We start from the raw sequence: 22201 nt of genomic DNA, 5'->3' as shown, positions 1-22201 counted from the left end.
ACCAGAGGAATTCAGGGGCAAAGGAAGGGTTGGAATTAAATCTTAAACTTGGGAAGATCCTGTTCCGGGGAAATTATTGGTGATCATAGCCAAAGTCTCATGAGCCATTTTGATGTTGTATTCGTATGCCAGGCTCTTGTAATTGACCAAGTCCACGATGGTACCGATGAAACAAAGACCCACGGTCAGGATATAGAGAATCCCCAATCCTACTTGTCCGAGGATAAACCGATGAAGTCCGGCAAATCCAAAGAAACCGATCAAGGTCAGAATTAATATCATTTGGGAGTCCTTTCTTCTTGCCCGATAAACTTGCGCAAAAAGAGAAGCTTGATCTTCATCCATATTTTTCATCAATCCCTGGATGTAGCCCAGTTCCATTCCTTCCAGTTCAGGAAGGTGTCTCAATACATTAGCCATAATTGTGTGTTGTTTTTAGGTTTTTGATTAAAGTCCAAATTCTATGAAAGATCACCCCATAGGCCAGCATCGCAAGTGGATGCATAGACCAGGAAGCTTCAAATTCTCCTCTTGCAAGAAGGTTCATCGATCGTCCCAATCCACATCCCGGACACCAGCTAAACCCCAGATGATCCAAGGGGCAGAGTGTGAAATGCGCCTCTGCACCCGACTGAATCGTCAGGATGGCAAGCAAACTTCCGATCCAGAAAATCAATTCCAAGGGAATGCTTCTAAGCCTGGTGATGAATTCTTTCATGCTTGGGAATGTACGAAAAAGGTGCCAGCTGGCAAATCTGCCCCAAATTGCATTTCAAGGCCTAATCGTCAAAACAATTGTTAAAATAGTGGACAAGTAAGTGTCCGTTTATGTACGATTTAATACTGGAATTGAGATTTCTAGGACTCTGCCAAAGCGCTCTTTTTGCTGTTGTACGAGATTTCTCCGGATACTGGAATACCCTTTTTTTCCACCGTAATTTTTCCAGCCCAAAAAAGAAAACATCAATCCCAAAAGATCGCCTGAGTAAGTACCTGTCTTTTCCAAACCAAGAACATCAGCAGCCTCTTTACCCAAAAAGAAGCGGAGAATCCCCTGAACTTGAGTCTGAATGAGAGGTTCAGGGATGGCTTCTTCGTAAAATGAAATCAAAGATTGAATCAACTTTTGTCCGGCTGCGGAGGATTTAAGGTGACGCTTTCGGATGTGCCTGTCCAGTTCAAAGGCTTCCTTGGGAGTTTCCGGCCAAAATGTAACATCTATTCCCATCAGTTCCCCAACCCACTTCCAATAGCAAAGAACATCAGTCTGTTGCTTTTCTGAAGGGGTAAATCCCATTTTGGTTAGTCCTCTCAGGACAATAAAGCTAAAGGCCAAATTGGTCCCCAACATGTCTTCCTGATTGACCGGCTTACCATAGGATTCATCCCAATCTTTGGCATAGCTATGAATAAAAAACCGGCTAAAGGCGTGGATTAATCGAACTTTGGCGCAGGTGAGATAGGCTTCTTTGCTGGCAAAAAAAGCTCCCGGACTGAATAATTCCATTACAAACCAGCTTGTTTCACCCATTCTTTCTCCGATTTGGTCCACAATACGATTGGAGCGGACCAATACTTCTGCCCCATCTGCAAAGGCATAGCAGTACGGGAGAGAGTAAAAACCCAGCATGGCTAAATACAAATCCCCTTTTTCTTCGAAAAATGTCTGGGCCCCTTCCAGAACTTTCCTTTCTGCTTCTTGGGATTTATCCTGATAAAACTTGAAGAAGTCGGTTATTTCTTTCGAAAACTGTTCTGGCAAAACATCCGGAATGGTCTCCCAATCATTGATTATGGAGCTGAGAGATGGGTTTTGAATCAAAGAAAAAACCGCCCGATCAGCAAGCGGATCCTCTCTTTTCCTCAATTCATCGAAAAAAGAATCTGTATAAAGCTTTAATTTTTGCACATCATTCTAACCCTCATTTTGTAATTTGGTTGGCAAAAGTCAAGCCCTTCATGATTAAAAGTTTCCTGATTTCACTCCTTCTTTCTTTTTCAATTACCCAACTCCTTAAAGCCCAGACTGCTACTGATCTATGGATGCTGGATACAGAGGGGAAAGGAGAAAAATTGGAACTGGACTTTTCCACTGCAAAACCACTAACCAATCGGAATCTGTACGACAATCAGCCTTCATTTATCAATGATTCTGAGTTGGTCTTTTCCGCTGCTGATGATAAAGGAAACCACGACATCATTCTTTACAGTTTCCGAACGGGAAATTTCACCAACCTCACCCAAACGGCTGATCGCAGTGAATATTCCCCTGCCATCACAGATTGCAAGCAGTATATTTCAGCTGTGGTCGTAGAGCCGGATGGAACTCAGAGACTTTGGCTCTATCCTATCGTGGAAGAACCCGCAGAATTGCTCTACGATGATATCGCTCCTGTAGGATATTACGATTGGGTAGACAATAAAGGAGCTCTTTTCGTCTTGGGAAACCCCAACAAGCTAGTCTATGTAAAAGGCAAAGGAGATATTTTGGAAATAGACACTCAGGTAGGCAGATCCATAAAAAAGCGTCCTAAAACCTGGGAAATTACTTATATCAGCAACAAAGGATCCTCAGGAAATCAAGAATCAGATACAAAGCGGATTGTGGCTTTTGACTTGAAAAAGAACAAGACCATCTCTTATGGAAAGACGGTGGCTGGTTCACAGGATTTGATCTGGATGGATAAAAACCATTTGTTGATGGCAAGCGGAAATGAATTTTTCGTGAGAAATAAAAACAGTGAAAAATGGAAATCCTTGGGGAAAATATCCTCAGATTCCCACTCTACAATCACACGCTTGGCCTATAGTCCTGAGCTGAATAAGTTGATCTTTGTAATGAATCGAAATCAAACCCAATAAATCGATGCGAAAATACCCCCTACTAATCCTTAGCCTTTTTGCATTCTGTATTTCTTCTTTTGCCCAAATAGAAGACAAAAGAGGAATAGTGGTCAAAGGTGCCGAATTGGTCAAAGTCCAAGATGGCTTTTCCTTTACCGAAGGCCCTGCGATCAACAGGCAAGGTGATGTGTATTTCACTGACCAGCCCAATGACAAGATCTATATCTGGAATCCAAACAGCAATCAGATTTCCCTATTCAGGGAAGGTGCAGGCAGATCCAATGGCTTGTATTTCCAATTGGACGGGACATTGATCGCAGCGGCAGATCTGAATAATGAGCTTTGGGCAATCGACCCGAAAACAGGCAAGGAAACAGTTTTGGTCCCTTCATTTAGAGGGAAAAAGCTAAATGGACCCAACGACATTTGGGTAAGACCAAGCGGTGGATTGTTTTTTACTGATCCGCTTTACCCCAGACCCTATTGGGAAGGTATCCGAGGTAAAGAAATGGAGCAAGATGGGCAGCACGTATATTTTCTCTCTGCAGATCGCACGGAGCTTTTTCGGGTAGCTGAAGACCTAAAGCAGCCCAACGGAATCGTGGGAACACCCGATGGCAAACTGTTGTACGTGGCAGATATCGGAGATAAGAAAACCTGGAGATACGATATCAATGAAGACGGCTACCTGACCAATAAAACCCTCTTTTGTGAAATGGGCTCAGATGGAATAACCATTGATGACCGGGGAAATGTGTATTTGACAGGAAAGGGAGTGACTGTTTTCGATAAAAAGGGTGAGCAGATTGCTCATATTCCGGTGCCCGAAAACTGGACAGCTAATGTTTGTTTCGGAGCAACCGACAGAAAAACCCTTTTCATCACAGCTATGGGCTCTGTCTATACCCTAAAAATGAAAGCTCGGGGAGTTTGGTAAATAAAAAAGAAGGCCGAAGACCGAAGAAAGAAGTAAGCTTCTGTCTTCGGTCTTTTTGCTTTTACCAGCAATTCCCATCCACATCACAGCTTTCGCCATCCGAACCGGAAGCGATATCCAAGACAGGATTATTTTTTGCGAATTCGGTCCAGGCTTTTTCCAAAGTCTGATCAAAAACCTCATCAGGCTGAGCTCCTGAAATCCCAAACTTTCTATCCAAAACAAAGAAGGGTACTCCCCTAACTCCAATCAGTCTGGATTCATAAATATCCTGACTTACAGCATCTTCATACTGATTAGAATTAAGTAAAGCTTTAATTTTTTCCTTATCAAGTCCGACCTCTTTTCCCAATTCCAAAAGGGTCTCAAAATCATCGACATTTCTCCCTTCAGAAAAATAGGCTTTTAGCAAGCGCTCTTTCATGGCATCTTGCTTTCCGGATTCTTTTGCCAAGTGAATCAGGCGATGGGCATTTTTGGTATTGGCAACCACCGCTCGGTCAAAATCGAAAGTCAATCCTTCATTTTGCGCCATGGAAGCCACATTGGAGGATATTTCCCGGGTTTGTTCGAGCGTCCAACCCTTGGACTGTGCCAAGTGTTCTACTGTACTTATGTTTGGATTGGTTTGCAAATCTGGATTGAGCTGGAAGCTTTTCCATTCGATTTCCACATGCGATGCAAAGGGAAATTTTTTAAGAGCCTTTTCCATTTTTCTCTTTCCGATATAGCAAAAAGGACAAACTACATCCGACCAAATTTCGATTTTCATAGGAATTTTGATTTACTTATAGAGCAAATCAGATTTCAGCCCAAAGAGTTCAAGCCTGCCTGTGAAAACCAAAGAATGTCCTTCCTGTGCCATGGAAGTCGATGCAAAAGCAAAAGTTTGCCCTATCTGCCAATTTGAATTCCCCAAACGCGCCCCGTGGATTACCTGGATGGCTTTGTTTCTGGTGATTATCTGGCTTCTCTCTTATATCCTTTAACCTCCCGGTAACTATGAACAAAAGATCCTTTCTCAAATATTTAGCGGCATTAGGTCTGGGAAGTCCTTTACTTTCCGGAAAAGCAGAAGCTTTCACTTGGAATAATCTGGATTGGAACTCGGAGGATATTTGGGCGCAAATTCGAGCCGGATACAAATTGAAGCCCGATTACATCAATCTAGAGAACGGGTACTATTGTTTTTTGCCCGAGGAAATCCTTGAAAAGTACCTTAAGCATGTTCGGGAGGTGAATTACCAAGGGTCCTACTACATGCGAACTGTAAAGATGGAAGACAAAGCCAAATCCGCTGCCAAGGTGGCTGAATTGGTCGGTGCTGATCCTGAGGAAGTGGTTTTGACTCGAAATACCACAGAGTCTTTGGACTTGATTATCCAGGGTTTTCCATGGAAAGCTGGAGATGAAGCCATCTATTCCAATCAGGATTATGGCAGTATGCAGACCATGTTTGAACTGACTTCCAAGCGTCAAGGAATCAAAACCGTACGAATTGATATTCCTCTTCATCCGGAAAGCGATGAGGAGATTGTGGAAGTCTATCGGAAGGCCATTACCCCTCGTACCAGACTGATGATAGTTCCTCATATCGTCAATATTACAGGGCATATTTTACCGGTAAGGAAGATCGCAGATATGGCTCATTCCTATGGAGTGGAAGTGATGCTAGATGGCGCCCATGCCGTGGGTCATTTTACTTTTGATATGCACGAGTTGGATTGCGATTACTACGGGTCCAGTTTGCACAAATGGCTAAGCGTGCCTCTGGGCTGCGGAATGCTCTATGTCAAAAAGGAAAAAATCGGCAAACTGGAGCCGATGATCGCCCCTTTCAATTTAGAACTGAAAACTTTGGAATACCTGAACAATACCGGCACGCACCCGGCAGCAACAGATTTGGCTGTTTTGGATGCGGTGGATTTTCAGGAAAAAATCGGTTCCAAAAGGAAAGAGGACCGGCTGAGATTTATCCAGCGGTATTGGTCTGATCAAGTGAGAGATGTCCCGGGTATCCAAGTAAATACCCCTATCGATCCTGTGCGTTCCTGTGCCATTGCTAATGTAGGAATCGAAAAAATAAGCCCTGCTGAGATGGCAAAGACCCTGATGGACAAATATCAGATTTTTACAGTAGCAATCGATGGTGCTGGAGTTCGTGGCTGCAGGATTTCACCTAATATCTATACCTCAACTGAGGAATTGGATCGGTTTGTAGAGGCATTGAAAGAGATGGCTTCTTAAAAAGTTTCATGGAGAATATCTTCTCTTTGAAAGGATGAATTGAATTTGGAAGCATTCCTAGTTATTAAAAATAGTACCCTCCGATTTTGATGATTAATCAAATCGGCTTTTTTGATTTGTACCAATCATTTAACTCATTGATACAGAACAATTAACTTTGAAGGGAATATTTTTTGGTATTTTTCTTGCAATTAAATCATCAATACACAACATTTGCACCCTCTTAAGCATGATTGACACCAAATCCATAGCGGCCCAGTTTGCAATCGAAAGTTCTTCTTTCGAGGCCGGTATGACTATGCTTAATTTTTCTCCTCTTTCTAGGTCCAGGCAGACTTTTAGGGTGTAACCCTGCACTATAGTTTGTTTTCCTACGCGGAAAACGCATTTCGACCCTTTTAATTCCAGTCCTTACTTAACCTACTTAACCTGCGCTCTACCAAGAGACAGAATTAATTCATTCATGTCCATGGAAGATATCTCTTTCAAAATTGTAGTTGCTGATCCTTCGCACAAGGTTTATTCCACTCAGATCACTGATGAAATGGAAAACTCTGCTAAAGCCAGAGGAACAGGGATTGCCAAGCGTACTCCCGCCTATGTGGAAACCAAAATGGACGAAGGTAAAGCGGTAATCGCCTTGACTTCAGATGGCATTTGGGCTGGATTCTGCTATATCGAAGCTTGGGGTCACGGAAAGTATGTGGCCAATTCCGGCTTGATTGTAGCGCCTCAATTCCGTAAATATGGTCTTGCTCGCAAAATCAAACAGGAGATATTCAAGCTTAGCCGCAAAAAGTATCCCGATTCAAAAATCTTTGGATTGACTACCGGCGCAGCAGTGATGAAGATCAACTCTGAGTTGGGTTATATTCCTGTCTCCTACTCTGATCTCACCGATGATCAAGAATTTTGGAAAGGCTGCCAAAGCTGCGTTAACTATGAGATCTTGATGGCAAAGAACAAGCAGAACTGTCTCTGTACTGCCATGCTTTACGACCCAAATGCCAAGAAAAATCATACAGAAGAATTGGCGCTACGGGAAAATTTCAAAAAAGAAATCAAACTCTTTGACCGTTGGGTTAGGCTCAAAAAGTTTATCATGCTTAGATTGAACAAGTCTAAAGACAACGTAAAAAGTATATTCCTTTAATCATTTCATCCCGTGATGGGACAAACCTACCAAACTCCATGAAAAAAGTCGTTTTAGCTTACAGCGGAGGTCTTGATACCACCTTCTGTGCCATACATTTGACCAAAGATTTGGGCTACGAAGTACACGCAGCCATTGTTAATACAGGAGGGTTTTCTTCTGAAGAATTGAAAACCATCGAAGAAAGGGCCAAAACGCTGGGAGTTGCCTCCTTCACTATTCTGGATGTAGTGGATACTTATTATCAGTCCGTGATCAAATATTTAGTCTTTGGAAACGTGCTGAAAAACGCTACCTATCCCCTATCTGTATCCGCTGAGCGAATCGTTCAGGCAAAATCCTTGGCTGAATACGCCAAATCCATCGGTGCAAGAGCTGTTGCACATGGTTCAACCGGGGCTGGAAATGATCAGGTGAGATTTGATATGATCTTCCAAACCATCGTGCCAGATATTGAGATCATCACTCCTATCCGTGATTTGAAACTTTCCAGACAGGAAGAAATTGAGTACCTGAAAAAGCATGGAGTTTCGATGAATTTTGAAAAAGCCGCCTATTCCATCAACAAAGGGATATGGGGAACCTCCGTCGGCGGAAAAGAAACTTTGACTTCCTCAGAATATCTTCCCGAGGAGGCTTGGCCTACTCAAGTAACTGAGCATGAGCCCAAAGAAATCAACTTGACCTTTGTTCAAGGTGAATTAAAAGGTGTCAATGGAGTAACTTATGACAATCCTGTGGACGCTATTTTGAAAGTGCAAGAATTGGCCGCTCCGTATGGAATCGGCCGTGATATTCACGTCGGCGATACTATTATCGGCATCAAAGGCCGGGTTGGTTTCGAAGCCGCCGCTCCGATTATCATTATTAAAGCACATCAACTGCTTGAAAAGCACACTTTGACCAAATGGCAGATGTTCTGGAAAAATCAGCAGGCTGAATTCTATGGAAATCACCTTCATGAAGGACATTACCTAGATCCGGTCATGAGAAATCTGGAAGCTTTCCTTGCAAGTACTCAGGAGTTTGTATCGGGTGATGTTCGTGTATTGCTACAGCCTTATCGATTTACATTATTGGGAATTACGTCTAAGCACGATCTGATGTCTTCCAAGTTTGGAAGCTATGGTGAAATGAACAAAGGCTATACAGGAGAAGACGTGAAAGGATTTACCCGAATTTTGGGTAATCAAACTGCCATCTTCCACAAAGTCAATAGCGATGACTAAAATTAAAACAGCCGTCATCGGCGCAGCAGGATACACTGGAGGCGAGCTTCTTCGACTTTTGGTTCATCATCCGGCAGTGGAACTGGTTTGTGTTCACTCCAATAGTCAAAAAGGGAAAAAGGTAATCGAAATGCATCCTGATTTGATCGGAGATTGTGATTTAGTTTTTACTGACGAAGTTCCAACGGAGGTTGATGCCGTTTTTTTGGGCTTACCTCATGGAGAGACCAAGGGCTTTTTGGAAGCTCACTCTTTCTCTCCTGAGACAGTCATTATTGATCTTTCTACAGATTTCAGAGACGAGTCCAACGGATTTGTATACGGCCTTCCGGAAGTCAATTCAGAAAAAATCAAAACCGCCAAGCGCATTGCCAATCCGGGCTGCTTTGCTACTGGAATCCAATTGGCCTTGGCGCCTGCTATAGCCAAAGGCTGGATAAAAGATCAAGTCCATATCAGTGGAATTACAGGTTCGACCGGTGCTGGTAAAAAACTGGCAGAAACCTCCCACTTCAGCTATCGAACAGGGAATATGTCGGTGTACAAGCTTTTTACCCATCAGCACCTGAAAGAGATCAAGCAGACATTCAGGCAACTGAATTCTGACTTCGGGTCAGAGTTGCTCTTTGTCCCCTACCGAGGAAATTTCTCCCGAGGCATCTGGGTGACGGCTTATTTCTCTTTCGAAGGAAGTGAAGAAGAGGCAATAAAAACCTATCAGGAGTTCTATAAGGATGCAGCTTTTACCTTTGTATCTACCCAAGACATCGACCTCAAGCAAGCCGTCAATACGAACAAGTGCATTCTCTTTGTCCAAAAAGAAGCAGGGCAATTGGTCATTTATTCAGCCATTGACAACCTGCTGAAAGGCGCTTCTGGACAAGCAGTTCAGAACTTCAATCTGGCCTTTGGACTGGAGGAGAAAATGGGACTGAATTTGAAGTCAATCGCATTTTAATTTCGGATATAGGATATAGGATGTCGGATTTTCCGAAATCCGAAATCGCAAATCCGAAATAATAAAAATCGTAAATCGTAATTCCACATGAATCTTTTCGACGTATACCCCCTCATCTCCGTCACCATTGACCGAGCAGAAGGTTGCCGACTTTGGGACGATCAGGGGCAAGAATATTTAGACCTTTACGGGGGTCACGCGGTGATTTCCATAGGGCACACCCACCCTCACTATGTCAAGCGAATCAAAGATCAGCTGGACAAAATCGCTTTTTACTCCAACTCGGTGGAAATTCCTATCCAAAAGGAATTTGCACAAAAGCTCGGACATCTTTCCTGCCTCCATGACTATCAGCTCTTCTTGGTCAATTCCGGAGCTGAAGCCAATGAAAACGCCATCAAAATGGCCTCCTTTGTCACCGGAAAATCCGGTTTCGTGGCATTCTCTGGAGCTTTTCATGGAAGGACATCCGGAGCAGTAGCCCTCACTGACAATCCCAAAATCATAGCTCCAGCCAATGCCAGAGAGGATTTTCACATTTTGCCTTGGGGAGATTTGGATGCCTTGGAAAAAGCCTTGAAAACAGGAACCATCGCAGGAGTGATTATCGAAGGAATTCAGGGAGTTGGGGGAATACAGGTTCCCGAACCCGATTTTCTGAAAGGTATTGCTTCCTTGGCCAAATCCTACAATGCCAAATTGATTTTGGATGAGGTTCAATCAGGCTACAGTCGGACTGGACGCTTTTTTGCCCATCAGTGGGTGGATGGATTGATGCCTGACTTCATTACCATGGCCAAAGGAATGGGAAATGGTTTTCCAATCGGTGGCCTTTTGATCTCACCTGAATTCAAAGCAAGTTATGGACTGCTTGGGACTACATTCGGTGGAAATCATTTGGCCTGTGCAGCTGGATTGGCAGTATTGGAGGTTTTGGAGCAGGAAAATCTGCAAGCCAAAGCTTTGGAATTGGGAGATCGCCTGATGAAGGAGTTGAAAAAAATCCCTCAAGTCAAAGAGGTCCGGGGAAAAGGGCTAATGATCGGGATCGATCTGGATCGAGATGCAGGACCCATCCGGACAGAATTGGTGAAAAAACACCGAATATTTACCGGTTCTGCAGCAGGAAAGCAGACGATTCGCCTTCTTCCTCCTTTGTCTGTAGAATGGAATCAATTAAATTCGTTTTTAACCGCATTGAAAGAAGTGCTTAACGCATAATCCAAAGAGGATTATTTACCCCAACTTCATGAAGTATTTTACCCAATTTGAATCCAGAGAGTTAGGTCAGGAATTAATCGATTTGGCTCTTCTTTATAAAAATCAACCCCGACTTGACCAGGCTAAAGGGCAAGGCAAAAGGGTCGGTTGTATTTTCCTTAATCCTTCCCTCCGAACCCGTGTTTCTACCCAGATTGCGGCCCAAAACTTAGGGATGGAGGCCATTGTGCTCAATATGGATAAGGAAGGATGGGCTTTGGAGATGAAGGAAGGAGCCATTATGAACAAAGGTACTGTTGAGCATATCAAAGATGCCGCAGGTGTCTTGGGCTCCTATTTCGATATTTTGGCTATCCGTGCATTCCCTTCCCTTTCCAACCGGGAAGAAGACATCAATGACTTTGTCTTTGGGCAGTTTGTCAAATATAGCGGGATTCCTGTGGTCAGCTTGGAATCGGCGATACGTCACCCTTTGCAGAGCTTGGCTGACCAGATTACCATTCAGGAGTTTTCCAAAGGAAAAAAGAAGCCCAAAGTCGTTTTGACCTGGGCTCCGCATATCAAGGCCATTCCTCATGCCGTCGCAAACAGTTTTGCAGAATGGACCTTGGGAATGGGACATGACCTGACTATTACTCATCCTGAAGGTTATGAATTAGATGAGCGCTTCACTGCAGGTGCATCTATTGAATACAATCAGGAAAAGGCCTTGAAGGATGCCGATTTTGTCTATGTGAAAAACTGGTCGGCGTTCAATGACTACGGAAAAATACTTTCCACAGACTCTTCCTGGATGCTGACCGAAAAGCATTTGAAATCCTCTCCTGAAGCCAAAGTCATGCATTGCCTGCCAGTACGAAGAAATCTGGAATTGTCCGATGAAATGCTGGATGGCAATCGGTCTTTGGTTCAGAAGCAAGCAGAAAACAGAATCTATGCTGCCCAGGCAGTTTTGAGTAAAATCCTGGGCTAATCCTCTTTTTCAACTCTCAAACCTATGAAGATATCAATCATCAAAATCGGAGGAAATGTCATCGACTTCCCGGACAAACTGGAGGAGTTTTTGGCCTTGTTTTCCAAATTTCCCGGGCATAAAATCCTGGTCCATGGAGGTGGAGTATTAGCCTCCCGGTTTGGTGAGAGCCTCGGTGTAATGCCCGAAATGGTGGACGGAAGGAGAATCACCGACAAGGACACACTCGACATCGTCACCATGGTCTATGCCGGATTGATCAATAAGAATATGGTGGCCAAACTTCAGGCCCTGAATGTAAATGCGATTGGCCTCACCGGAGCAGATGGCAATCTGATCCAATCGGTGAAACGTCCGGTGAAAAACATCGATTATGGCTTTGTAGGCGATATTGAAAAGGTAAACACCTCATTTTTGAATACCTTATTTGAAGGAGGGCTTCATCCTGTGATTTGTGCAATTACGCATGATAAATCCGGTCAGCTGCTCAATACCAATGCAGATTCTATTGCTTCTGCCCTTGCGACCTCTCTTGCCAAGGAACATCATGTCAATCTCTATTTTTGCTTCAACAAGAGCGGAGTTTTGGTAGATGAGAAAAACGAGAATTCCATCATTCCGCTGATCAATGAGGAGATTTACACTGAGCTGCGCAAAGAAAATGTGATTCACTCAGGCATGATTCCCAAGCTGGACAATGCCTTTGAAGCTTTGAGAAAAGGGGTCCATCACGTCTGGATAGGAAAGGCTGAAAATCTGCTATTGGCAGCCAAAGGGAAGCTTTCCGGGACCATTATCGAACGCCACCGCTACGACTTGTACTGATGGAGGATTTGGATATTGCCTTTGAAAAGGCCCAAGAGCTGCTCAAAAGCCTGATTTCTACTCCTTCCTTTTCCAAAGAAGAAGATAAAACAGCGAATCTTATCCAAGCATTTCTTCTGGATCAAGAAATCACTCCTTTTCGATCCGGTAACAATGTTTGGGCCTTTGCCAAGCCTTTCCAAGAAGAACTTCCTACAGTCTGGCTCAATTCCCATCACGATACAGTGAAGCCCAATCAAGGCTATACTCGCGATCCTTTTTCACCGATGGAAGAAAGCGGAAAACTATTCGGTTTGGGCTCAAATGATGCAGGAGGGGCTTTGGTGTGTTTGATAGCGGCCTTTCTTTATTTTTCCAAAAAAGAACTCCCCTTCAATTTGCTGCTCATTGCATCAGCAGAGGAAGAGATTTCCGGGAAAAATGGCATCGAATCCCTGATTTCCTCTTTGCCTGCTGCTGAATTGGCCATTGTCGGCGAACCCACCCAAATGCGTCTTGCAGTCGCAGAGAAGGGCCTTTTGGTCATTGATGCAAAAATTCACGGAAAAGCGGGACATGCCGCCCGCGAAGAAGGAATCAATGCGATATATCTGGCAATGGAAGACTTGGAGGAAATCCGAAACTTCCAATTCACCAAAACCTCTCCTTTTCTCGGCCGAACCAAGGTGAGCTGTACCGTCATCAAAGCCGGTCAGCAGCATAATGTGGTCCCTGACCTTTGCGAGTATGTGCTCGATGTAAGAGTAACGGATGCCTACACTCTGGAAGAGGCTTTGGAAGAACTGCAGGAAATATTGAAAGCTGATCTGATTCCTCGGTCCTTACGGCTACAATCTTCACATCTGCCGAAAAATCACCCCATGTATCGGGTGGCAGATGCTTTGGAGTTGGAGACTTTTGGTAGCCCTACCTTATCTGATCAAGCTCTTATCCCATATCCTTCTGTAAAAATCGGCCCCGGAGACTCCGCCCGATCCCATACAGCGGATGAATTTATCCATTTGGACGAGCTAAAAGCTGGAATCTCCGGATACATTTCCCTTATCGATCATTATGCGAAGCTTCGCAAAAGCAAAAACATAACCCCATGAAAATCTGGCAAAAAGATACCGATAGCAAAAAAGAAGTCGAGCAGTTTACTATTGGTAGAGATCCTGAGTTTGACCTCGTTTTAGCTCCCTTTGATGTATTGGGATCTATGGCCCATGCTCATATGCTGGCAAAGATTGGTCTGATCTCGGAAGATGAAAACCACATCCTTCAAAAAGGACTCAAAGAGATCTATGAGGAGATTCAATCCGGGAAATTTACCATCGCTGAGGGAGTTGAGGATGTTCATTCTCAAGTGGAATTTTTACTTACTGAGCGCTATGGTGAAGTAGGGAAAAAACTGCATAGCGGACGAAGCCGAAACGATCAGGTTTTGGTGGATTTGAAACTTTTCTATCGGGCTGCCATCGAGGAATTGGTAGAGGAAACCCAACAACTTTTCCAACTGCTGATTCAGCTTGCAGAAAAGCACAAATCGGACTTGATGCCGGGCTATACGCATACTCAGCTGGCAATGCCTTCCTCTTTTGGACTTTGGTTTGGGTCTTTTGCTGAAGGTCTGGCTGAGGACATGGCTCTTCTCAGAACTGCGTTTGAACTCAGCAATAAAAACCCCCTAGGTTCTGCTGCAGGATATGGTTCAAGCTTTCCTCTAGACCGAAAAATGACCACAGAACTTCTTGGCTTTGCAGATTTGCATTACAATGTGATCAACGCGCAGAACTCAAGAGGAAAAACAGAACGTACCCTGTCCTTTGCTTTGGCTGGACTTGCTGCCACCCTAAATCGACTGGCTACCGATGTCTGTCTCTTCATGAATCAGCATTTCGGTTTTATCTCTTTTCCTGACGAACTCACTACAGGGAGCAGCATCATGCCCCACAAGAAAAATCCGGATGTATTTGAGCTTATCCGTGCCAAAACCAATCAAATTCAGGGGATTCCAGTGAAGGTAAGTTTCCTTTTGACCAATATGAGCACAGGATATCACAGAGATTTGCAGTTGCTAAAGGAGGAGATTTTCCCTGGGATAGCTTCTTTAAGAGACTGTCTGAAAATGACTGTGTTTATGCTTGAATCCATTCAAATAAAGCAGAACATTCTCCAAGATCGGTTTTTCAAACACTTGTTTTCGGTAGAAGTCGTCAATGATTTGGTACTTCAGGGAGTACCCTTTCGGGATGCCTACAAGAAAGTAGGCTTGGCTATCGAAGCCGATGACTTTAATCCTGATCAAAGTCAAATCAACCATACCCACGAGGGAAGTATTGGAAACTTGTGTTTGGAGGAAATCCGGGGTCAAATGAAGAATCAAGTGAAATCTTTTGACTTTGAAAAAATCAAAAAAAGCTTGGATAGACTCATCAAAAAATAGGTCTGGACGAGGAAGGCTTGCTTTCAATTAATAAGAAATATTTATTTTTATCATGTCTTATATTTATAAAAAATTAAAAAAGCAGCTATTTCCTCTTATATGACCTCTATTTTTAGGACCAATTTAAAAAGTGATCTAAAAGCCAGTTTAGTAGTCTTTTTAGTGGCATTGCCGCTTTGTTTGGGAATAGCCATAGCCAGTGGTGCCCCCTCTATTTCAGGACTGATTGCCGGAATTATCGGAGGAATAGTAGTTGGGGCAATTTCGGGTTCTGGGGTAAGTGTAAGTGGTCCTGCAGCAGGGCTTACCGTAATCGTTTTGGATTCCATAGCCACTTTGGGTACTTTTGAACTCTTCCTTGCGGCTGTAGTCGTCGCTGGGCTGATACAGATTTTGTTGGGAGTGTTTCGGGCTGGTGTTCTGGGCTATTTTTTCCCGCATTCAGTTATCAAAGGAATGCTAACTGCTATCGGTCTAATTTTGATATTAAAGCAGATTCCTCATGCTTTGGGCTATGACAAGGATACGATGGGAGATGAAGCTTTTCTTCAGGCCGATCAGCACAATACAATCACTGAGATTGGTTATGCTATTCAATACCACAGCCCCGGAGCCATTCCTATTGTTTTGATTGCTCTATTCATTTTGATTTTGTTTGAAAACCCCAAAATCAAAAATCACCGATACTTTGGAATTATTCCTGGCGCCCTTTGGGCAGTGATAATTGGGCTGTTTATCAATGAAACCTATGGAATTTGGAAGCCGGATTGGAAGCTGGATGGCGAGCATTTGGTAAATATTCCGCAGGTAAGCTCTATAGGTGAGTTATCAAGCTTGCTTACTTTTCCGGATTTCGGACTTTTCATGAGGGCGGAATTTTGGATTGTTGCCGTTACCATTGCTGTGGTGGGAAGTATTGAGACTTTACTGAGCATTGATGCTGCGGACAAAATGGATCCTCAGAAGCGAATCACCCCTACCAATAGGGAATTGATCGCACAAGGCGTGGGTAATTCCCTTTCGGGCTTTATCGGAGGCCTTCCGATCACTGCTGTCATTGTGAGGAGCTCAGCCAATATCACCTCTGGAGCGAGGACAAAGCTCTCCGCAATTCTTCACGGCTTTCTTCTTTTGATTTTGGTGTTATCAATTCCCGGAATTTTGAATAAAATCCCGCTAAGCTGCTTGGCTGCCGTGCTATTTGTAGTTGGATACAAGTTGGCTAAGCCCTCAATTTTCGTAGAAGTTTATGAAAAAGGCTGGAATCAGTTTATTCCTTTCATGGTAACGGTTTTGGCTATTCTATTTACCGATTTGTTGGTTGGAATTGGTATTGGGATGGTATTTGGACTTTTTTTCGTGGTAAAGACCAACTTTCAAAGAGCCATCACTATCACCGAACACAACGGCAATTATCTGCTCAAACTTCAAAAGGACGTTTCTTTTCTCAACAAGCCTTTTCTCCTAAAAAAACTAGCAGAAATACCCGAAGGAGGAAAAGTCATCCTGAATGCGCATAAGGCTCAATTTATTGACAATGACATCAAGGAAGTGCTGGATGATTTTATTCAATCCTGTCCTTCCAAAAACATAGAAATTACCATCGAGGGCTATCACTATCATCTTTCCAAATCCCTATGAATCCTTACGAAAAACTTCTTCTTCAAAACAAAGCTTGGTCTGAAGAGAAAATCCAAACAGACAAAGATTTTTTCAAGCGTCTTGCCAATCAGCAAAAACCAAAATTCTTATGGATAGGGTGTTCTGATAGTCGAGTTCCTGCAAATGAGATCACGGGTACTGATCCCGGTGAAGTATTTGTCCATAGGAATATCGCCAATATGGTCGTCCATACTGACTTAAACCTCCTGTCTGTGCTCCAGTATGCAGTGGAAGTCCTAAAGGTGGAGCACGTGATCATTTGCGGGCACTATGGGTGTGGTGGTGTTGAGGCCGCTATTTCCCATCATTCTTATGGATTGATCAATAAGTGGTTGAGAAATATCAAAGAAGTTTACAAGCTTTATCAGGAAGAAATAGAGGCTATTTCTGATCACAAAGCACAAGTCAACCGATTGGTCGAACTGAATGTCATTGAGCAGTGTCAGGATCTGATCAAGACCTCTATAATTCAAAAAGCTTGGAAGGAGAGAAAGGCACCCCATGTGTATGGATGGGCTTATGGTTTGGAAGATGGAAAAGTGAAAGAATTGGTCAAAATCACCCCAGATTTGGAAAATGTACATCCGATCTTCCGCTATTCGGATGACCAATTGAATACGATTTTGTGATTTTTCGTTGATTTAGAGATTAATTTTTGGGATTGTCAAAAAGCCCAGCTTAATTTGTTGCATCCTTTCACTTTTTGTGCGGGGATTTATAAAGAAGAGGCGAGAGACAGGCTCTACGACCCTCTGGCAACCTTCCAAAGTGGAAAGGTGCCCATTCCTGCCGGAGAAGAGGGTCTTCTTCGGAACTATAAATTCCTTGCGGCATGAACAAATACTCCTCCCTCTATTACTTTCGGCTAAGCAGCTTTTCCTTTTTGGAAAGATCCGAATCCCTTTTGGCTTTGCCTTCAGTTCCAATTGGCTTTGGTGTTAATTCATCTGCCAATTCTTTTCCTTGTCTTTTAACCCTTTAATCCTATAAACCATGTCTAGTAACTATCGATTTGAAACCCTTCAGCTTCATGCTGGACAAGCACCTGACCCGACTACCAATTCACGGGCAGTTCCCATCTACCAGACCACTTCGTATACCTTCAACAGTGCGGAACATGGAGCCAACCTCTTTGGCCTAAAGGAATTCGGAAATATTTACACCCGAATCATGAATCCCACTACGGATGTCTTTGAAAAAAGAATCGCAGCCTTGGAAGGCGGTGTGGCTGCTGTCGCTACAAGTTCTGGTCAGGCAGCTCAGTTTTTGGCTTTGAACAATATCCTTCAAGCCGGAGAAAACTTCGTCTCCACCTCTTTTCTTTATGGAGGCACATACAACCAATTCAAAGTCGCCTTTAAGCGAATCGGTATAGAAGCCAGATTTGCCAAAGGTGATTCTCCGGAAGCTTTTGAAAAACTGATCGACGCAAAGACTAAAGCCATCTATCTTGAAACCATAGGAAATCCGGAATTCAACATACCTGATTTTGAAGCTATCGCTGCCCTGGCGAAAAAACATGACATCCCACTGATTGTAGACAATACGTTTGGTGCTGGAGGGTATTTATTCCGACCTATCGAGCATGGAGCGAATATCGTGACCTCGTCTGCTACCAAGTGGATCGGAGGACATGGTACTTCTATCGGCGGAATTATCGTCGATGCCGGCAATTTCAATTGGGGAAATGGAAAGTTCCCTCAATTTTCTGAGCCGTCCGAAGGCTATCATGGCTTGAATTTTTGGGAGGTTTTTGGAGAAAACAATCCATTAGGCCTTCCCAATATTGCTTTTGCTATCCGAGCTCGGGTGGAAGGCTTAAGGGATTTTGGACCAGCCATCAGTCCATTCAATTCCTTCATGCTGCTTCAAGGTATAGAAACTTTGTCTTTACGTGTACAAAGAACCGTGGAGAATGCTTTGGCCATTGCTTCCTGGCTGGAATCTCATCCCCAGGTTTCCAAAGTAAATTACCCCGGACTCCCCTCCTCGCCTTACCACACTTTAGCCAAAAAATATCTTAAAAATGGGTTTGGAGGAGTTTTGAGTTTTGAATTAAAAGGAGACAAGGAGTCCACCTCTTCTTTTATCAATAATCTGGAGCTTATCTCCCACTTGGCCAATGTAGGTGACGCCAAAACACTGATCATCCAGCCTTCAGCCACCACCCATCAGCAGCTTAGCGATGAAGAGCAAATAGCTGCCGGTGTGACGCCTACTTTGCTGAGACTCTCCTTGGGCATTGAGCATATTGAGGATATCAAAGCTGACCTTCAGCAGGCTTTTGACAAATTATAATTAAATATTTCGATGGATCTCCTCCTTACTTCTGAGGATTTGACAATGATTGATTACACCTTCCACAGCGATGAGCCTCTTGTCCTCGAATCCGGACAAGTTATTAGATCATTTGATTTAGCTTATACCACTTATGGCAAACTCAATGAGAATAAATCCAATGTAGTATGGGTTGTCCATGCTTTGACAGGCAACTCTCATGCTGCCGAATGGTGGGAAGGGCTCATCGGAGAGGGCAAATTCTTTGATCCCTCTTCGCATTTTATCATCTGTGTCAATCTTCTTGGAAGTAATTACGGATCCACCAATCCGCTAAGTACAAATCTTGAAACGGGAAATGCCTATTACTACGATTTTCCCCAAGTGACTCCTAGAGACCTAGCTGCCAGTTTGGAAAGGCTGAGAAAGTACCTTCAGTTTGACAAAATCCACACCTTGATCGGAGGCTCACTCGGTGGTCAGGTAGCCCTTGAGTGGGCAGTGGCTTTAGGTGAAAAGCTGGAAAATGTGGTGATTCTAGCTTCCACTGCCAAAACCAGCCCATGGGTGATTGGTTTCAATGAGGCTCAAAGAATGGCCATTGAATCTGATCCCACATGGGGATCTTTGATACCCGAGGCTGGCAAAAAAGGACTTGAGGCAGCTAGGGCAATTGCCATGTTGAGTTACAGGCATCCGGATGATTTGAAGAAAAAACAAACGGATGCTGAGGAAAAATTGAATGGTTTTCGAGCGGCTTCCTATCTCCGGTACCAAGGTCAAAAGTTAGCCAATCGGTTTAATGCCCTCTCCTATTGGATTTTAACCAAGGCGATGGACAGTCAGGATTTGGGAAGAGGTCGAGGAGGTGTCGAGGCAGCACTGCAAAGTATAAAAGCAAGGGTATTGGCCGTTGGGGTCAATACCGACTTGCTTTTTTTACCTGAAGAATCTCAGTTTATTGCTCAAAAATCTCAGAGAGGCCAGTATCAAGAAATCAACTCCACTGCGGGGCATGACGCTTTCTTGATTGAATTTGGGCAATTGAGTGAGATTTTGGCTTCATTTTATAAGCAATCGGAGAAGGCCTGATTTTATTCGGCCTTACTCCACTCCACGGTTCTTCCGATGAAAGAAAAGCCCATGTAACCTTTGACTTCCAGAAGCCCTTTGTTGGTTAATTTCAATTCACAGGAATAGGTATTTCCTGATTTGGGGTCATAGATTTTTCCGTTTTTCCAGGCTCCTCCAGAATATTTCAATCCCTCCAAAATGGTCATTCCAAGGATAGGTCGGCTCTGAAGTTTGCTGTCGGAATTATTGGAATCCACCACAGGCTTTCCATCTCGGATGGGTTCCCTTAGCCAAATAATCTTTCCAAAATAGGCATCTCCCTTTTTTTCAATCTGTACTTTTGCATCCTTTTCGGTATTGTACCAGACTCCCAAAATGGCATTTTCTGTTTGGCCGAGAGCATTTCCAACAAGGAAAACAAAGAGTACCAAAAACAAAGAAGTGAATTGTCGCATTTTCATATTCTTTAAGATTTCATATCGAATAATACGGATACCTTTGGAATTGTTATGATGAAAACGGAAAAAATAACTAACACTTCTGGATTTCAGACCATTCAATTTTTAAAAACCGAGTTGCAATTGCTTAAAGAGAAGGCAATTTGGATAAATGACCATCGTGCAATTTTGATTGCCGATTTGCATTTTGGAAAAGCTGCACACTTTCGAAAGTCAGGAATCCCTATTCCCGAACCTATCCATTTCACCGATTTGGAAGTGATCGAATCGCTCATCCAAAAGTGGAATCCCACCGATCTCTTTTTCTTGGGGGATCTGTTTCACAGTGACTGGAATGGTCAGTGGGAAGTATTGATGCAGTTTATGGTAAATTTTCCAAGGGTTCAATTTCATCTAGTCAAAGGCAATCATGATGTGCTTCCCCTAGCCTTCTATTCCAATACGCCTCTTCAGGTTCATCAAGAGACCTTTAAACTTGGAAATTTGATTTTATCTCATGAACCAATGAGTAAGGTGGAAAAAGAAGGGGTAAATATTTGCGGACATATCCATCCGGGTATTTTGCTTCGGGGAAAAGCACGGCAGCATGTGCGGATACCCTGCTTCCACTTTGATGGTAAAACGCTGATAATGCCTGCTTTCGGCAATTTTACCGGTCTGGCACTGGTCAAACCTGAACTTGGACATGCAGTATGGGGTGTAGTTCAGGAAAAAGTAATCCCTATCCTTTCTGGCACAGCGATTGGTTAAATCCCATCGGCTTTTCTATTTTTGACCTGAATTATCCGCAATGACCTCACCAAGCAAACAAAAAAAGACTTTAGGCTACTTCAAGTTTGGAAGTGTACTTTTCAGCACCACACTTTCCCTTTTCATCGTCGGTCTCTTTGGCGTCATTTTGATTCAGGCCAGGACCCTAAGCCGATTGATCAGAGAAAATATCGAGGTGCAGGTTTTTTTGGACAAAAATCTTTCCTCCGAAGAATTGGGACAGATTCGCTCTGACATTTCAGGGAGGCCTTTTGTCCTGGTCAAAGAAGACTCGCTGAGCATGAAGTTTATCTCCGATGAGGAAGCTGCTGAGATTTTTATCGAAAGTACAGGAGAAGATTTTACCAAATTTCTGGAAGACAACCCTCTCAGAGACAGCTATGTAATCGGGATAGCTGAGGAGTTTCAGACATCCGAACAGCTGGAGGTGATTGCCAAGGAATTGGAAAGCATTCCCGGCGTATTTGAAGTGTCTTACATGACGGATTTGGTCGATTACATTAACAAAAACCTGATCAAAGTGAGTATTGTCATGTCGGCATTTATCGCGATTTTGATAATCACCGTTGCTATGTTGATTAATAATACCATCCGCTTGGCTTTGTTTTCTCAAAGATTCCTCATTCGCTCCATGCAATTGGTTGGGGCCACAAGGGGTTTTATCAGAAAGCCCTTTTTGATACGCGCTTGGGTGTTTGGGATGCTTGCAGGCGCTGTTTCTTCGGGAATTCTATTTGCTTTGATCTCCTACGCCAAATCCAATATCGAAGGCTTTGCCCTTCTCCAAAATGAATACCTGCTCTTTTTGCTTTTTGGGGCATTGATTATCATTGGAGGGATTTTATCCCTTTTCAGCACGCTGCGTGCAGTAAATAAATACTTAAACATGTCCTTGGACGAACTCTACTGATCCTTATGAATAACCAACCGTTTCCTTTCGAAAAGAAAAATTATCGGCTAATGCTAATTGGGTTGGCATTGATCGTTTTAGGTTTTGTCATTATCGGTATGGACTCCGAACCCCACGGTAATGGGTTTTTGGGCTTGACTTTAGGGCCTATCGTTACCTTGGCTGGATTCATTTTTGAGTTTTATGCCATTTTTGCCAAGTCGGAGAAAAACTGAGTTCCTCTCCTTTCCTTTGGGA

The 22201-nt window shown here is 43.4% G+C and carries 23 protein-coding genes and 1 riboswitch; of the genes, 18 read left to right on the top strand and 5 right to left on the bottom strand.

From position 1 onward, the window contains the following. Nucleotides 1–42 precede the first annotated feature (42 nt). The 3 genes from AAA938_RS05735 to AAA938_RS05725 form a co-directional block, all read right to left on the bottom strand. A complete protein-coding gene (locus AAA938_RS05735) occupies nt 43–420 on the bottom strand; it encodes a TM2 domain-containing protein (RefSeq protein WP_338227683.1) in 378 nt (125 codons plus the stop codon). After that, nucleotides 413–718, bottom strand: a complete 306-nt coding sequence (locus AAA938_RS05730; protein WP_338227682.1) for a DUF2752 domain-containing protein — start codon at nt 716–718, stop codon at nt 413–415. The genes AAA938_RS05735 and AAA938_RS05730 overlap by 8 nt, the downstream gene beginning before the upstream one ends. Before the next feature lie 108 nt (nt 719–826). Beyond that, a complete protein-coding gene (locus AAA938_RS05725) occupies nt 827–1909 on the bottom strand; it encodes an oxygenase MpaB family protein (RefSeq protein ID WP_338227681.1) in 1083 nt (360 codons plus the stop codon). A 50-nt stretch (nt 1910–1959) separates the two neighbouring features. Between AAA938_RS05725 and AAA938_RS05720 the strand changes: the two genes are divergently transcribed. Beyond that, entirely contained in the window at nt 1960–2862 is a 903-nt protein-coding gene (locus AAA938_RS05720; protein WP_338227680.1) for a TolB-like translocation protein, read from the top strand. A gap of 4 nt (nt 2863–2866) precedes the next feature. Next, nucleotides 2867–3781 (top strand): SMP-30/gluconolactonase/LRE family protein, encoded by a 915-nt coding sequence (locus tag AAA938_RS05715; RefSeq protein WP_338227679.1) that lies wholly within the window; start codon nt 2867–2869, stop codon nt 3779–3781. Between the two features lie 61 nt (nt 3782–3842). Here the strand turns inward: AAA938_RS05715 and AAA938_RS05710 are convergent, their stop codons facing one another. Further along, the gene (locus AAA938_RS05710) at nt 3843–4553 is read right to left on the bottom strand and encodes a DsbA family oxidoreductase (protein WP_338227678.1); all 711 of its coding nucleotides are present in this window, start codon (nt 4551–4553) and stop codon (nt 3843–3845) included. A 230-nt stretch (nt 4554–4783) separates the two neighbouring features. On the opposite strand from AAA938_RS05710, the gene AAA938_RS05705 reads away from it, so the two are divergent. The 13 genes from AAA938_RS05705 to AAA938_RS05645 all read left to right on the top strand — a co-directional run bounded on the left by AAA938_RS05705 (nt 4784) and on the right by AAA938_RS05645 (nt 19843). Further along, on the top strand, nt 4784–6028 hold the full coding sequence (locus AAA938_RS05705) for an aminotransferase class V-fold PLP-dependent enzyme (RefSeq protein WP_338227677.1): 1245 nt from the start codon (nt 4784–4786) through the stop codon (nt 6026–6028). 469 nt (nt 6029–6497) lie between these two features. Then, nucleotides 6498–7181: a GNAT family N-acetyltransferase gene (locus AAA938_RS05700; RefSeq protein ID WP_338227676.1), complete on the top strand. Its 684-nt coding sequence runs from the start codon at nt 6498–6500 to the stop codon at nt 7179–7181. Nucleotides 7182–7219: 38 nt separating this feature from the next. Beyond that, nucleotides 7220–8410, top strand: a complete 1191-nt coding sequence (locus tag AAA938_RS05695) for an argininosuccinate synthase (RefSeq protein ID WP_338227675.1) — start codon at nt 7220–7222, stop codon at nt 8408–8410. After that, entirely contained in the window at nt 8403–9368 is a 966-nt protein-coding gene (gene argC / locus AAA938_RS05690) for an N-acetyl-gamma-glutamyl-phosphate reductase (protein WP_338227674.1), read from the top strand. Before AAA938_RS05695 ends, argC begins: the two co-directional genes overlap by 8 nt. An 87-nt stretch (nt 9369–9455) precedes the next feature. Next, nucleotides 9456–10589: an aspartate aminotransferase family protein gene (locus tag AAA938_RS05685; protein WP_338227673.1), complete on the top strand. Its 1134-nt coding sequence runs from the start codon at nt 9456–9458 to the stop codon at nt 10587–10589. 28 nt (nt 10590–10617) lie between these two features. Next, nucleotides 10618–11562: a Rossmann-fold NAD(P)-binding domain-containing protein gene (locus AAA938_RS05680; RefSeq protein WP_338227672.1), complete on the top strand. Its 945-nt coding sequence runs from the start codon at nt 10618–10620 to the stop codon at nt 11560–11562. 24 nt (nt 11563–11586) lie between these two features. Beyond that, a complete protein-coding gene (argB, locus tag AAA938_RS05675) occupies nt 11587–12387 on the top strand; it encodes an acetylglutamate kinase (RefSeq protein ID WP_338227671.1) in 801 nt (266 codons plus the stop codon). Further along, nucleotides 12387–13478 (top strand): M20/M25/M40 family metallo-hydrolase, encoded by a 1092-nt coding sequence (locus AAA938_RS05670; protein ID WP_338227670.1) that lies wholly within the window; start codon nt 12387–12389, stop codon nt 13476–13478. The genes argB and AAA938_RS05670 overlap by 1 nt, the downstream gene beginning before the upstream one ends. Continuing rightward, nucleotides 13475–14812 carry an argininosuccinate lyase gene (argH, locus tag AAA938_RS05665; RefSeq protein WP_338227669.1) on the top strand — a complete coding sequence of 446 codons (1338 nt, stop codon included), beginning with the start codon at nt 13475–13477 and terminating at the stop codon, nt 14810–14812. The genes AAA938_RS05670 and argH overlap by 4 nt, the downstream gene beginning before the upstream one ends. A 99-nt stretch (nt 14813–14911) precedes the next feature. Next, entirely contained in the window at nt 14912–16453 is a 1542-nt protein-coding gene (locus tag AAA938_RS05660; protein ID WP_338227668.1) for a SulP family inorganic anion transporter, read from the top strand. Further along, nucleotides 16450–17103, top strand: a complete 654-nt coding sequence (locus AAA938_RS05655; protein ID WP_338227667.1) for a carbonic anhydrase — start codon at nt 16450–16452, stop codon at nt 17101–17103. Before AAA938_RS05660 ends, AAA938_RS05655 begins: the two co-directional genes overlap by 4 nt. Nucleotides 17104–17186: 83 nt before the next feature. Next, a riboswitch (SAM riboswitch) is annotated at nt 17187–17297 on the top strand. Between the two features lie 170 nt (nt 17298–17467). Further along, complete coding sequence (locus AAA938_RS05650) at nt 17468–18772, top strand: O-acetylhomoserine aminocarboxypropyltransferase/cysteine synthase family protein (protein WP_338227666.1); 1305 nt, start codon at nt 17468–17470, stop codon at nt 18770–18772. 12 nt (nt 18773–18784) lie between these two features. Continuing rightward, nucleotides 18785–19843, top strand: coding sequence for a homoserine O-acetyltransferase family protein (locus AAA938_RS05645; protein WP_338227665.1), 1059 nt, complete (start codon nt 18785–18787; stop codon nt 19841–19843). A 2-nt stretch (nt 19844–19845) separates the two neighbouring features. Here the strand turns inward: AAA938_RS05645 and AAA938_RS05640 are convergent, their stop codons facing one another. After that, a complete protein-coding gene (locus tag AAA938_RS05640) occupies nt 19846–20286 on the bottom strand; it encodes a DUF2147 domain-containing protein (RefSeq protein ID WP_338227664.1) in 441 nt (146 codons plus the stop codon). Nucleotides 20287–20334: 48 nt separating this feature from the next. On the opposite strand from AAA938_RS05640, the gene pdeM reads away from it, so the two are divergent. The 3 genes from pdeM to AAA938_RS05625 are packed head-to-tail and all read left to right on the top strand — an operon-like array spanning nt 20335 to nt 22179. Beyond that, nucleotides 20335–21033: a ligase-associated DNA damage response endonuclease PdeM gene (pdeM, locus tag AAA938_RS05635; protein ID WP_338227663.1), complete on the top strand. Its 699-nt coding sequence runs from the start codon at nt 20335–20337 to the stop codon at nt 21031–21033. A 40-nt stretch (nt 21034–21073) separates the two neighbouring features. After that, nucleotides 21074–21964 (top strand): cell division protein FtsX, encoded by an 891-nt coding sequence (locus AAA938_RS05630; protein ID WP_338227662.1) that lies wholly within the window; start codon nt 21074–21076, stop codon nt 21962–21964. A gap of 5 nt (nt 21965–21969) precedes the next feature. Further along, nucleotides 21970–22179, top strand: coding sequence for a DUF3098 domain-containing protein (locus AAA938_RS05625; protein WP_338227661.1), 210 nt, complete (start codon nt 21970–21972; stop codon nt 22177–22179). The last annotated feature ends 22 nt before the right edge of the window (nt 22180–22201 follow it).

The organism is Algoriphagus taiwanensis (genome assembly GCF_036245645.1).
GTDB classification, from domain to species: domain Bacteria; phylum Bacteroidota; class Bacteroidia; order Cytophagales; family Cyclobacteriaceae; genus Algoriphagus; species Algoriphagus taiwanensis.
This window is presented reverse-complemented; position numbering and strand designations above follow the sequence as displayed.

Coding starts and splice junctions, on each gene's coding strand:
- argC (WP_338227674.1), top strand. CDS start 8,403: ATGACTAAAATTAAAACAGCCGTCATCGGCGCAGCAGGATACACTGGA.
- AAA938_RS05715 (WP_338227679.1), top strand. CDS start 2,867: ATGCGAAAATACCCCCTACTAATCCTTAGCCTTTTTGCATTCTGTATT.
- AAA938_RS05625 (WP_338227661.1), top strand. CDS start 21,970: ATGAATAACCAACCGTTTCCTTTCGAAAAGAAAAATTATCGGCTAATG.
- AAA938_RS05660 (WP_338227668.1), top strand. CDS start 14,912: ATGACCTCTATTTTTAGGACCAATTTAAAAAGTGATCTAAAAGCCAGT.
- AAA938_RS05700 (WP_338227676.1), top strand. CDS start 6,498: ATGGAAGATATCTCTTTCAAAATTGTAGTTGCTGATCCTTCGCACAAG.
- AAA938_RS05735 (WP_338227683.1), bottom strand. CDS start 420: ATGGCTAATGTATTGAGACACCTTCCTGAACTGGAAGGAATGGAACTG.
- pdeM (WP_338227663.1), top strand. CDS start 20,335: ATGATGAAAACGGAAAAAATAACTAACACTTCTGGATTTCAGACCATT.
- AAA938_RS05710 (WP_338227678.1), bottom strand. CDS start 4,553: ATGAAAATCGAAATTTGGTCGGATGTAGTTTGTCCTTTTTGCTATATC.
- AAA938_RS05685 (WP_338227673.1), top strand. CDS start 9,456: ATGAATCTTTTCGACGTATACCCCCTCATCTCCGTCACCATTGACCGA.
- AAA938_RS05670 (WP_338227670.1), top strand. CDS start 12,387: ATGGAGGATTTGGATATTGCCTTTGAAAAGGCCCAAGAGCTGCTCAAA.
- AAA938_RS05640 (WP_338227664.1), bottom strand. CDS start 20,286: ATGAAAATGCGACAATTCACTTCTTTGTTTTTGGTACTCTTTGTTTTC.
- AAA938_RS05705 (WP_338227677.1), top strand. CDS start 4,784: ATGAACAAAAGATCCTTTCTCAAATATTTAGCGGCATTAGGTCTGGGA.
- AAA938_RS05645 (WP_338227665.1), top strand. CDS start 18,785: ATGGATCTCCTCCTTACTTCTGAGGATTTGACAATGATTGATTACACC.
- AAA938_RS05730 (WP_338227682.1), bottom strand. CDS start 718: ATGAAAGAATTCATCACCAGGCTTAGAAGCATTCCCTTGGAATTGATT.
- argB (WP_338227671.1), top strand. CDS start 11,587: ATGAAGATATCAATCATCAAAATCGGAGGAAATGTCATCGACTTCCCG.
- AAA938_RS05680 (WP_338227672.1), top strand. CDS start 10,618: ATGAAGTATTTTACCCAATTTGAATCCAGAGAGTTAGGTCAGGAATTA.
- AAA938_RS05655 (WP_338227667.1), top strand. CDS start 16,450: ATGAATCCTTACGAAAAACTTCTTCTTCAAAACAAAGCTTGGTCTGAA.
- AAA938_RS05695 (WP_338227675.1), top strand. CDS start 7,220: ATGAAAAAAGTCGTTTTAGCTTACAGCGGAGGTCTTGATACCACCTTC.
- argH (WP_338227669.1), top strand. CDS start 13,475: ATGAAAATCTGGCAAAAAGATACCGATAGCAAAAAAGAAGTCGAGCAG.
- AAA938_RS05720 (WP_338227680.1), top strand. CDS start 1,960: ATGATTAAAAGTTTCCTGATTTCACTCCTTCTTTCTTTTTCAATTACC.
- AAA938_RS05630 (WP_338227662.1), top strand. CDS start 21,074: ATGACCTCACCAAGCAAACAAAAAAAGACTTTAGGCTACTTCAAGTTT.
- AAA938_RS05650 (WP_338227666.1), top strand. CDS start 17,468: ATGTCTAGTAACTATCGATTTGAAACCCTTCAGCTTCATGCTGGACAA.